At 57.3% G+C, this 11,432-nt stretch carries 8 protein-coding genes; 6 read left to right on the forward strand and 2 right to left on the reverse strand.

All coding sequences use genetic code 11. The features are described 5' to 3' along the window. Positions 1–1,103: 1,103 nt before the first annotated feature. Positions 1,104–3,230 carry a 6-phosphofructokinase gene (locus tag GN112_RS02160; protein WP_155308719.1) on the reverse strand — a complete coding sequence of 709 codons (2,127 nt, stop codon included), beginning with the start codon at positions 3,228–3,230 and terminating at the stop codon, positions 1,104–1,106. A gap of 519 nt (positions 3,231–3,749) precedes the next feature. Here GN112_RS02160 and GN112_RS02165 point away from each other — a divergent pair. The 3 genes from GN112_RS02165 to GN112_RS02175 all read left to right on the forward strand — a co-directional run bounded on the left by GN112_RS02165 (position 3,750) and on the right by GN112_RS02175 (position 6,492). Then, positions 3,750–4,574: a transporter substrate-binding domain-containing protein gene (locus tag GN112_RS02165; protein ID WP_155308720.1), complete on the forward strand. Its 825-nt coding sequence runs from the start codon at positions 3,750–3,752 to the stop codon at positions 4,572–4,574. 179 nt (positions 4,575–4,753) lie between these two features. After that, positions 4,754–5,764, forward strand: a complete 1,011-nt coding sequence (locus GN112_RS02170; protein ID WP_155308721.1) for an amino acid ABC transporter permease — start codon at positions 4,754–4,756, stop codon at positions 5,762–5,764. Next, positions 5,761–6,492, forward strand: coding sequence for an amino acid ABC transporter ATP-binding protein (locus GN112_RS02175; protein ID WP_155308722.1), 732 nt, complete (start codon positions 5,761–5,763; stop codon positions 6,490–6,492). The genes GN112_RS02170 and GN112_RS02175 overlap by 4 nt, the downstream gene beginning before the upstream one ends. Here GN112_RS02175 and GN112_RS02180 read toward each other — a convergent pair. Further along, positions 6,476–7,804, reverse strand: a complete 1,329-nt coding sequence (locus tag GN112_RS02180; protein WP_155308723.1) for a bifunctional lysine ketoglutarate reductase /saccharopine dehydrogenase family protein — start codon at positions 7,802–7,804, stop codon at positions 6,476–6,478. The two genes, GN112_RS02175 and GN112_RS02180, sit on opposite strands and share 17 nt — an antisense overlap. A gap of 194 nt (positions 7,805–7,998) precedes the next feature. Here GN112_RS02180 and GN112_RS02185 point away from each other — a divergent pair, with 194 nt between their 5' ends. The 3 genes from GN112_RS02185 to GN112_RS02195 all read left to right on the forward strand — a co-directional run bounded on the left by GN112_RS02185 (position 7,999) and on the right by GN112_RS02195 (position 11,425). Then, on the forward strand, positions 7,999–9,135 hold the full coding sequence (locus tag GN112_RS02185; protein ID WP_155308724.1) for a radical SAM protein: 1,137 nt from the start codon (positions 7,999–8,001) through the stop codon (positions 9,133–9,135). Positions 9,136–9,153: 18 nt separating this feature from the next. Next, on the forward strand, positions 9,154–10,086 hold the full coding sequence (locus tag GN112_RS02190) for a uroporphyrinogen decarboxylase family protein (RefSeq protein ID WP_155308725.1): 933 nt from the start codon (positions 9,154–9,156) through the stop codon (positions 10,084–10,086). Positions 10,087–10,219: 133 nt separating this feature from the next. Further along, positions 10,220–11,425, forward strand: coding sequence for an efflux RND transporter periplasmic adaptor subunit (locus GN112_RS02195; RefSeq protein WP_155308726.1), 1,206 nt, complete (start codon positions 10,220–10,222; stop codon positions 11,423–11,425). The last annotated feature ends 7 nt before the right edge of the window (positions 11,426–11,432 follow it).

Consider the following 11,432-nt stretch of genomic DNA (forward strand, 5'->3'; position numbering starts at 1 on the left):
ATTGTAACGCGGATTAATCAAGTTCTGGGATTTGGCTCAATTGCCTCCATCTGGAAGGCTTCTGGATTCCGGCATTCGCCGGAATGACGAAATTGCGTCTCAATAATCCCAAGGATTTGCTTGTCGCTGCGTTTCAGGCTATAGGCTGTTAGGGCAGGCGGATGATGAGATCGCTGCGCTCCGTCGTTTGATACAAACCAATCTCTCGCAGAGTCGCAGAGCCCACAGAGAGGAACAACAAATTGTATGGGCTTCGCCCAAAACCAATTTTTAATGATGAATTATAAATTTTGAATGAAGGTTTCTAATTCGATTTTAATTCAAAATTCAAAATTGTGTTTCATCCAGACCTCGTTATTTGATTCCCCATTCGGAAATCAACCGCCTTTGCGTCTCTGCGTCTTGAGCGAAGCGGGCGAGAGAAAAAAAGTCGGAATTCCCGGTTCGAGGACAGGGGGTGAGGGACGGCAGTCATCAGCGGCTGGTTCGTAGGAGCTGGCCATGCCTGCGACCCTATCCTGTCCGGTTTTCGATGAAGCTTCAGTGAGTTCCCCCTCGCTCCCATGCTCTGCGTGGGAGCGCAATTTTTGTGTGCCTGGTCAATCGGGGTTCCCACGCGGAGCGAGGGAACCAGATGAAAACCAATCTCTCGCAGAGTCGCAGAGTCCACAGAGAGGAACAACAAATTGTATGGGCTTCGCCCAAAACCAATTTTTAATGATGAATTATAAATTTTGAATGAAGGTTTCTAATCCGATTTTAATTCAAAATTCAAAACTAAAAATTCAAAATTGTGTTTCATCCAGACCTCGTTATTTGATTCCCCATTCGGAAATCAACTGCCTTTGCGTCTTTGCGTCTTGAGCGAAGCGGGCGAGAGAAAAAAACTTGCGAAGAAATAGACGTCTCAATAATCCCAAGGATTTGCTTGTCGCTGCGTTTCAAGCTATAGGCTGTTAGGGCAGGCGGATAATGAGATCGCTGCGCTCCGCCGTTTGATACAAACCAATCTCTCGCAGAGCCGCAGAGCTCACAGAGAGGAACAACAAGCTGTGCAAATTGATCAGCCAGTGTCTTGCCTTTCGTCGTAACAGCCCAACGCGTCAGGCCGATTCCGATTCCTCCGGCGCGCACATATGCCCGCCCAACGCGTTGAGCAGCAGGGTGATGGGGCGATCCTCCTCGCTGGTGCCGGTGAAACGGATCGGACCGGGATGGCGGTAGTGGTCGCCGTCAGGGGAGGCGGCCAGCCATTTCTCACGAAAGGCCTTGACCACCCGGAAAGCCGGGGCGTTGACGTCCACAATACTCTTCTCCAGAACCAGTTCGAGTCTGCCCTTACGCTCTTCCAGGTGCATCAGCGGGGCGATGGGAATGCCGATGGGACGCCAGTTGTGAAAATCCTGCTCCAGATTGAGGATGGCAGCCATCTGTCCGGTGGCTCCGTTGGCGATCAGGCTGAAAACGGTGCGCCCCAGGTTGTAGGTGTAGATGCAGTCGAAACGGGTGGGATCACTGCCGCGGCCATCGTAACCGTAAAAATGGGTCTGGGTTTTGAACTTGGGCACGGACAGCTCATAGATCTTCTCAATGGGTGCCGGAATGGCATCCTCCTCACCTAAAAAACCATCCTTGACCAGCGCGGCCTTGAGCGTCTTTTTGGAGATGATCATTTTCTTGATCATCAGATAGCGCGCCTGCTTCCAGTTGTCGAACAGAATCGGTCCGTACATTTCGGGATCAAGCCCGCCCGTTTGCATGATCTTGGCATACTGGCCTTCTTCGATGCCGATCTTGTAGCGGCCTTTCTCTTTCAGTATGCCCAGATAGTCCTTGACCAGATCGAGCAGTACTTTTTCAGTTTCGACCTGGGAGAACTGGAAGTTCCCGTGGCTGTCACGCTCGGTGAGCAGGCCTTCCTGGAAGAACTCGGGGATGTCGTTGAACAGTTCATCATCGCGGGCATTCCAAACGTTGTAGGAGACGTCCTTGCGGATGCCGCGCACCAGGCGACGCAGGTATTCCAGCTTGTCGTCCAAGGCGGGAAAGGCGGTGTGAAAATCGCGGTCGTGCACCTTGTTGTAATTGCCGATGATGGTGTTGAGTTTGATGATGAATACCTGGATTTCGTTGATGAACTCAAGAACGCCCTCGGGAACCACCAGAACCCCGTAGTTTTTCCCCACCGCGGCACGATCCATGATCGCGTCACAGATGACCCGGGAGAGATGACGCAAGGTCATGCCGTAGGCCGTGTAGTCCACCTGCCCCTCTTTCTCGGCTTTTTCCAGGCGGTCGTAATCCACGTAATCGGCCAGGTCCTCACCGACGAGGGTCATGTTGGCGTGGGTCTGCAAGGCCACTTCCAGGGCCAGGTGACTGGCCACCCGGCCCATCACTTTGCACACATGCCAGTATTTGACGTCCGAGGAAGAATCGGTGCACAGGTTGGCAATGGCCTGGGAGAAGGCCCGCGCGGCGGTGTGGAAGCCAAAGGACATGGCGCACAGCACCTGACCGCAGGCATCGCGCACCTGAATGTCGCCATCGATGGTTTTGGGTACGCCGATTACCTGGATATCGTCATTAAACATTTCCTGGGCGAGGAACGCGGCGTTGGTGTTGGAGTCGTCACCGCCCACCACCACCAGGGCATCGAGGTCGAGCCGTTTGCAGGTCTCGCGGGAAAGCGACATTTTCTTCTGGTTGTCGATCTTGGTACGGCCCGTGCGGATCATGGTAAAGCCGCCCACATTGCGATACCGGTCCACGAGCGGTGCGGTCAGTTCCATGTAATCGGCGTCGATGATGCCGTCGGGGCCCATGAGAAAACCGAAAACACGGGTCGCCGGATTGGCCTTTTTGGCGGCATCGAAAAGGCCGGCAATCACGTTGTGGCCGCCGGGTGCCGGACCGCCTGAGAAAACGATGCCGATATTGCGCGCCTTGGTGTAACCGGCCCGGACGGCCTCGTCGGGATCGTCGGTGCCCGCCACGCGCTGAACGGTATTGCCGATGATATGGGAGAGCTGCCGACGCGCCTCCTTGTCGATCTCGAACTGGTATTGGGGCTCGGTTTGAAGGGTTGTGCAGGTGCGATTGAATACCTCACAGACCGGTGGCCGGTAAGCCACTCTCTCTTTCAATTCGAGATTCTCATCCGCCACGGCGTCGATAACGGCGGGGTGGTCAAACAGCTTGTCCAGACGGACGGTGGTATTTTCCGGCATCAAGGCCCTCCAGTCAGGTTGGTTGCGATTGTTGGCGAATTCGTGCCCATTCAGAAATAGCGCGTCTGCCTGTTGTAATAGCCCCCGGCAGTCGGTCAAGTCAAGGCTCAGGGTAACCACATTTGGATCGATTTCCTGTTTTTCGCGGGCATGGCCCGCTCTTACAACCGCCCATGGTCTGTCCCAGCCCCGAAACCGGTGCTGAAACGTGTCTCAACCTGAAGTGCGCCCTTGCCGGCACGCCAATCGGAGAAGGCCGTGACCCGTGCCGCATCGCTTTCAACCGCTTTGCCGCCGGCCAGGATAGGCCGGTTTCCCCCGCCATTCTGAGCTTTACATTGTTTGGATCTTATTATAGAAATAGCTAAAAGTATTTCATGTTCTTATTGATGAACCGGATTTACATAGCCGCCGGCCACGCTTCCGGAAGGCAGGCAAGCCATTGCGTTGAAGGACTGGCAATGGATCCTGTCGTAAGGGGCGCGGCCTGATTCCTAACCAAGATGAGGAGGAGTACCTATGAAAAGAGGTTTGTTTACCCCGTTGGCGATCCTTGCTGCACTGGCCTTCTGCCTGGGGCCCGCATTCGGCGCAGACATCGAACTGGCCAAAAAGTCCCATATCCAGAAAATCCTATCGCGCGGCGAGCTGCGGGTCGGCTTTGAATCCGGTTACATGCCTTTTGAGATGACCAACAAAAAGGGTGATTTCATCGGTTTCGACATCGATTTCGCCAAACGCATGGCCAAGGCCATGGGGGTCAAATTCGTACCGGTCAACACGTCCTATGACGGCATCATCCCGGCCCTGGTCACCGACAAGTTCGACATCATCATGAGCGGCATGACCATTACCCAGGAGAGAAACCTGAAGGTCACCTTTGCCGATCCCTACATTGTTGTCGGCCAGACCATCCTGCTCAACAACAAGCATGCGGGCACCGTCAAATCCTACAAGGACCTCAACGACCCCAAATACACGCTGACTTCCCGTATGGGCACCACCGGTGAGCAGTCGATCAAGCGCATGATCCCCAAGGCCACTTACAAGGGGTTCGAATCTGAAGCCGAGGCCGGTCTGGAAGTGATCAACGGCAAGGCCGACGCTCTGGTCTACGACCTGCCCTTCATCGGCATCCTTTACGCCAGCCAGGGCCAGGGCAGGACCGTGTTTCTGGATAAGCCTTTCACTTACGAGCCGCTGGCCTGGGCCATCAACCCGGGCGACCCGGATTTTCTCAATTTCCTGAACAATTTCCTCAGCCAGAGCAAGGGGGACGGTTTTTACGAAAAAGTTTACAACAAATGGATTTTGAGTTCGGACTGGAAAAAAGAACTTCAATAGACAGGCGAGCACTGTTTGTCAGATGTTCATGAACCATCCACGGGCCGGCCGGTGATCAACGACCGGCCCGTGGCGTTCGATCGAAGCGACACCTTTCGGCCGCAGCGATTTTCATCGGGCACGCGGAGCCATTTATTTTTTTCATGTGCCTTACCACCCAGCAGGAAGAAGACCTGACCATGAATGAAACAACCCAACAGCGGATCACCGCAAAGCCGGCGAACTACAACCGATGGGTCGTGATTTTCTGCCTTGGTGTGCTGGTTTTTCTGGGACTTTTTTACTACGCCACCCAGAAAATTCAATATGTCTGGCGCTGGAACCGGACCCCCATCTACTTTGCCTACCAGGACGACATCGACATCACATCGACCATTGACGGTGAAGTCTCTGCCATTGCCATCGACGGCAGTAAGGCCCGCATCACCGTATTGGGAATCGGCGAGGAGGAGACGTACGAGGTGCCGGCCAAGGGATTGCGTGTCGACCAGGGGGATTTTATCTCGCCGGGGGACACCCTGGCCAGTTATAAAAAATGGAAGCCGGGCCTTCTGGTCGTCGGATTGTGGATCACTCTTAAGATCAGCGTCCTGGCCACGATCGTCGGGGTGATCATCGGTATCATCAGCGGCCTGATGCGTATTTCCGACAACCCGGCCCTGCGATGGACCTCCATCGTTTATGTGGAACTGATCCGCGGCTCGCCGCTGATGGTACAGATTCTGGTTTGGTATTTTGTTCTGGGAACCCTGATCAATGACCTTCTGTCCGCCAATGGCTGGGGACAGATCCCGGCACTCTGGTACGGCGTCGCCTCCCTGGCCTGTTTTGCCGGGGCCTATGTTTCCGAAATCGTGCGGGGCGGCATCCAGTCGATTCACCGCGGACAGACCGAGGCCGCCCGTTCCCTGGGCATGAATTACGCCCAGTCCATGCGCTACATCATCCTCCCCCAGGCCCTGCGCCGGATTCTGCCTCCCCTGGCCGGGCAGTTTATCAGTCTGATCAAGGATTCTTCGCTGCTCGGCATTATCGCCATCCGCGAGTTGACCAAGGCGGCCCGGGAAGCGGTCACGGCCACCCTGCAGCCGTTTGAAGTTTACATCCTGTTGGGTCTGCTCTACCTGGTGCTGACCTTCAGTCTTTCCATGTACGTGCAATATCTCGAGAGGAGGATGGCAACGTCGTGATACAGGCAAAAAACGTATTCAAAACCTTTTATGCCCCCCATGCGATCAACGCCCTGGTGGATGTGTCGGCCAATATCGCGGCCGGCGAGGTGGTGGTGGTGATCGGTCCCTCCGGATCCGGAAAGAGTACTTTCCTGCGTTGTCTCAACCGCCTGGAACATGCGACCAGCGGCCACATTTATATCGATGGGCTCGACGTCCTCGACCGGCGTACCGATATCAACAAGGTGCGTGCCGAGGTGGGCATGGTGTTTCAGTCCTTCAACCTCTTTCCCCATAAGACGGTCCTGGAAAATGTGACCTTAGCCCAGAAGGTGGTGCGCAAACGCTCGGGCAATGCGGCCAGGCAAAAGGCCATGACCCTGCTTGAGAAAGTGGGCATCAGCGACAAGATCAACGTTTTTCCCGACCAGCTTTCCGGCGGCCAGCAGCAGCGCGTGGCCATCGCCCGGGCACTGGCCATGGAACCTAAGGTGATGCTTTTTGACGAGCCCACCTCGGCCCTGGATCCGGAGATGATCGGCGAGGTGCTGGACGTCATGAAAACATTGGCCCGCGAGGGCATGACCATGGTGGTCGTCACCCACGAAATGGGGTTTGCCCGTGAAGTGGCCGACCGGGTGATCTTCATGGATGCCGGTGCGATCGTGGAAGAGGGGACACCGGAACATTTTTTCACCAACCCGACCCATGACCGGACCAAGCTGTTTCTCAGTCAGATATTATAGAAGACGATAAATGTTCCTGAAGGTACGCAAAGCGTGGGGTCAGTCGGCCGTTGTAGACGATCACCGCTTTTTGAAGTGCTTCGGGTAACCCGGATTCCTCCAGCGGTTTGCTGAAATCCGCGCCCAGCAGGCCGGGGATGAATGGTCTGAGCTGGTTGCTGAAAAAAGTGGAGGAGTCGTTGGGCAACTCACAGGGCAGGTTGTCCACGGCCAGGAGCACGATCCCGTCTCCCAGGTGGCCGTCGCGGGTGGTGCCGGTGAGCGGGTCGACCAGATAGGCGGGCATGTCGCTGTCGGTGGATTTGACGTTGCACTCGATCGATCCGTTGGTGTCGCAGGTGATGTCGGCAATGCCGCACAGTTTCGGCGGCGTCCGGGTCCCGGCCAGGCGTTTCAGACCGGCCCAGGTGACGAACCGGGGATAGCGCGATTCCCAGTACACGGCGTTGACCAGCAGGGTGAAAAAGGGCAGATACGGCTCGAAACGGCTCTCGTAGCGTTCCGGATGGTGGTAGTACTCGGCCAGGTCAAATCCGGCCCCGTGCGCCTTGGGCTGCACCAGGTCGGACTCCTTGAAGATTGTTATGTAGACGGTGTGACGGTTGGCGCGGTCAGGGCGCAGCTGCGCGCCGACGGCATCCGGTTCGACGCGTTCGGTGGGCAGGCAGTCGAAGATCTGCTGGGCACCTTTGGAGACGTTGCCGTAGCCCAGAATTCCCACGCTGAACGGGCAGATGGCCTCGGGAAGGCCATCTTTGCCGATCTGGCGTCCGATTTCGGTCAGATGCGCCCGGGCATCGGCCACTGAATCGTACTGGTGCGCCCGCCGGAAGGCGGCAAAGGGGGTGTCGATCCCCTTGGCAGCCCAGTGCTCGCCCATGAGCGACAGGATGTCGATCGCACCGGCATCGCCGGCGTAGGGTCCGAAATAGATCAGGCGGCGGTCACCCGCGTCGGTAATCTTCTCATAATCGATCAGGGTGCAGCTGCCGTCGATGATGCGCCGAAGCAGCGGCATGTTGGCTTTCTGCCCCTTGATGGTGTGAGAGAAGAACACATAGGTCTTGCGGTCAAGGATCTTTTCAATGGGGATCTCCTTGACCCCCAGAACCACTTCGCCTTTTCCCATGCCCTGGCAGGACTCGGCCCCGGCGGCAGTATACTGCTCTCTGCTGAAAAAGCGTTTTTCCGATTGTTCCACCAGCGCCTTGACACCGGTAGCGGTCACGATTTTGGCCAGATCATCCGGAACCAGCGGCGCACGGCGTTCCCATCGGTTTTTGTCCTCGGCGCGTATGAGCAGTGTTTTCATTTATCATCTTACCGGATTGTTTGGATGATGGTTCCCTGTTCAGGGCGACGTCTACCAGCCCGGGGGGAGCGTGTCAAGCCAATTAGCGGGATGATTTATTTTAAGTTATCGCTTGAAATGAACGATAATATGTGCGAGCTTATTTGGATTTTGATCTATAAACAGACGAATGATGTAATCGGGTAGAGAACGTTGTGAAAAGAGACCTGTGGGCTGGTGTCCAATCGGGATCGGGATTGAGGCAGGGACGCGAAGCTCTGTACGCCATGCTTGACCAGGCAGCCGTGACGGCCGGGATCCCCCCATCCGCCATGATCCGCCTGTTGGACTCCCCGACACCGGAATTGCTCAACCGGCTGTTCACCGCCGCGCGAAGTCAGCGTGAGCGGCATTTCGGCACGCGTGTCTATCTATACGGTACGTTGAACATCAGCACCCATTGCCGCCAGCGTTGCAGTTTCTGTTATTTCCGCAAAACCAATCGTCTGGCCAGACGCTATCGTCAACCTCTGCCTCAGGTTGTCGATCAGGCACGGTGTCTGGCCGCCTCCGGCGTACACCTGATTAATCTGACCGGCGGTGAAGATCCGTTTTTTTTCGATGACGGTCTGCATGGTTTCGACCCGCTGGTCGAGATGGTGCGAGCGGTATCCACTGACACCGGCCTGCCGGTGATGATTTCCATGGGCGTGCTGCCGGGCGCGGTCATGCCACGTCTGCACGCGGCGGGAGCCGTATGGTACGCGTGCTACCAGGAAACATACAACCGGCAGCGTTTCGGGCAGCTGCGGGTCGGACAGGATTTCGATCAGCGCTACCAGAGCAAGATGACCGCCAGGCAAAACGGGTTGCTTGTGGAAGATGGTGTGCTTTGCGGAGCAGGAGAAACGTCCCGGGATCTGCTGGACGCTTTTACGGCCATGGCCCGGTTGGGCGCCAGCCAGGTCCGTGCAACCACTTTCGTGCCTCTGGTTGGAACGCCCATGCATGACGAGGCGCCATCATCATCACTGAGAACGTCCATCGCCATCGCGCTCCTGAGAATTACTTATCCTGATCTACTCATCGCGGCACCACTGGATTGGGGGGGCATGGCCGATCTGCGCGATCACCTGAATGCCGGTGCCAACGTGGTGGCCGGCCTGGTTACGCCCGGCAGTGATGCCGGCGAACTGCCAATGGTCCGGAGCGAGCAACGGACTATGGAGGGAATTGCCTGTACCTTGCGCGGTTGCGGGCTGGCGCCGGCCAGCGCAGACACCTATCGCGACCGAGTGCTCCGCCATAGCCCTATTGAGACCCGGAAGGTCAGCGGTGAGGTCTTTTCCTGAAAGTCGACAGGTGATTTGATGGACGCTGCCCAGCGTGTCATGCAGGTGATCCGGCGCCGGCCCGGAGCCAGGATTCCCACGGGAGAACTGACCATGGAGCGCGCCTTCATGGAGTCGCTGCTGGCCTGGAATGGAGATTTTCCGGCGCCGGCGACATTGTCCGAAACCCGGCTGATTATCGAATGCGCCCGCCTGTTGTCCCACGATGTGATCTGTCTCCAGTCGCAGCCGCCCGGCGGTGGTGATGGTGACCCGGCGGCGCGGGCCGGTGAAATCGCCCGGGTCGCCGATGAGAATTTCTTTGTCTTCTGGATTGTCAACGGCGCCTTCCAACAGGTTATGTACAGTAGCGATTTTGTCACCTTCATGACGGCCATTGCCGTTTCGCCCGATGCCATTGCCGGGGAGATGGCCGCCGTTTCCAAACAGGTGATCGCGACCATTGAACTGGGTGCCCGGCATGGGGCCCATGGGATTATCCTTGCCGACGATATTGCCTACCAAAAAAGTACCTACATGTCACCGGCCTTTGGCAAGCGTTACCTCCTGCCGCTCTGGAAACAGCAGGTGGCTGCGGCCAAGGCGGTCGGGCTGCCGGTTTTTTTCCATTCCGACGGCAACCTCAACCATTTCCTGCCGTTCATTGTGGCTGCGGGATTCGATGGCCTGCAGTGTATCGAGTCCTCCGCCGGCATGGACATCTTCAAGATCGGTCAAACTTACGGCGACCGGTTATGCCTGATGGGAAACATCGATTCGGTGCTGCTTTGCCCCGCCGTCGAACCCGCTGTTCCAAACGGGGGGATCCTTGGGCTGGACCGGGCCGTCAACGACCTGACCGCTGCCTTCGGACGCAGCGGAGGGTTGATTCTGGGAACTTCCGGCGGTTTGCACAGCGGAATGTCGCCCGATCTGGTGATGCGCATGGCCGCGCTGGTGCCGAAAGTCTGAATAAACCCCAATGTTGCAATATTGGATTAAAAAAAGTGTTTTAAATATACGATTGAAATAGGCGTTTGAATTTGATAGTCGCTTGGGAAGCGATATTCCAGCGAGTTCATCAACCCCCGTGGGGAGAAAAACCATGCAGCCGTTCCTTGTGACCATGCGTACAACCCTTCTGGCCGTGGTAAGCGGCCTGTTGCTGGCGGGATGCCAGGAGCAGAAACAATCCCCAGGGGCCGCCGCCCCGCCTCCTCCGCCGCAGATCTCTGTGATCGCCGTGCAACCCCAGCGGGTACTTCTGACCACCCAGCTGCCGGGGCGGTCATCGGCCTACCGAGTGGCTGAAATCAGGCCCCAGGTCAATGGGCTGATCCAGAAGCGGATGTTTGTGGAAGGGGCCAATGTCAAGGCCGGCGATGTGCTCTATCAGATCGACCCGGCCTCGTTTCAAGCCGCCCTGAATAATGCCGAGGCCGCTCTGGGCCGCTCGGAAGCCAACCTGCCGGCGGCCCGTTCAAGGGCTGAGCGCTACCGCGAGCTGTTGGTCGAAAAAGCGGTCAGCCAGCAGGATTACGATGACGCCGCCGCTGCCCTCAAAAAGGCCGAGGCCGATGTCCAGTACTGGAAAGCCGCACTGGAGACGGCACGTATCAACCTGGCCTATACCCGCATCACGGCGCCGATTTCCGGCCGCATCGGCCGTTCCAGCGTCACCGAGGGGGCCATCGTCACGGCTTACCAGCCCGTGGCTCTGGCCATCATCCAGCAGTTGGATCCCATTTATGTGGATGTGCCGCTTTCCACCACCGACCTGATGCGCATGAAACGGAGCCTGAAAAACGGCCGGCTGCGCGGGACCGGCAAGACCATGGAGGCGGTTACCCTGATTCTGGATAACGGCTCCTCGTATGCCCACGAAGGCACGCTTCAGTTTCGCGATGTGACCGTGGACCCGACCACCGGCTCGGTAATCCAGCGGGTCGTTTTTCCCAACCCCAACGGGTTGCTGCTGCCCGGCATGTTCGTGCGGGCGGTGATGCGGGAGGGGGTTGCCGAAAAGGCCATCCTGATTCCCCAGCAATCCATCTCCCGCGACCCCAAAGGCCATCCCGTGGCCCTGGTCGCCGGCGCCGGCGACACGGTGGAACGGCGCATGCTCACCCTGGATCGGGCCATCGACGATCAATGGCTGGTGTCTGACGGACTGGCGGCGGGTGATCGCCTGATTGTTGAAGGGATCCAGAAGGTCCGTCCGGGGACGGTGGTGGCGGCGGTGCCCTATGACGATGGCGAGGAAACGAAGGGTACAACGCCCGCGGCCGCGACCGCCGGAACAACCAACTGACGGAGGC

The sequence above is a fragment of the Desulfosarcina ovata subsp. ovata genome (assembly GCF_009689005.1).
Classification (GTDB): Bacteria; Desulfobacterota; Desulfobacteria; order Desulfobacterales; family Desulfosarcinaceae; genus Desulfosarcina; species Desulfosarcina ovata.

What these genes read in the sequence shown, in the direction of transcription:
- GN112_RS02160 (WP_155308719.1), bottom strand. Translation starts at nt 3,230, where the DNA reads ATGCCGGAAAATACCACCGTCCGTCTGGACAAGCTGTTTGACCACCCC.
- GN112_RS02195 (WP_155308726.1), top strand. Translation starts at nt 10,220, where the DNA reads ATGCAGCCGTTCCTTGTGACCATGCGTACAACCCTTCTGGCCGTGGTA.
- GN112_RS02180 (WP_155308723.1), bottom strand. Translation starts at nt 7,804, where the DNA reads ATGAAAACACTGCTCATACGCGCCGAGGACAAAAACCGATGGGAACGC.
- GN112_RS02165 (WP_155308720.1), top strand. Translation starts at nt 3,750, where the DNA reads ATGAAAAGAGGTTTGTTTACCCCGTTGGCGATCCTTGCTGCACTGGCC.
- GN112_RS02170 (WP_155308721.1), top strand. Translation starts at nt 4,754, where the DNA reads ATGAATGAAACAACCCAACAGCGGATCACCGCAAAGCCGGCGAACTAC.
- GN112_RS02190 (WP_155308725.1), top strand. Translation starts at nt 9,154, where the DNA reads ATGGACGCTGCCCAGCGTGTCATGCAGGTGATCCGGCGCCGGCCCGGA.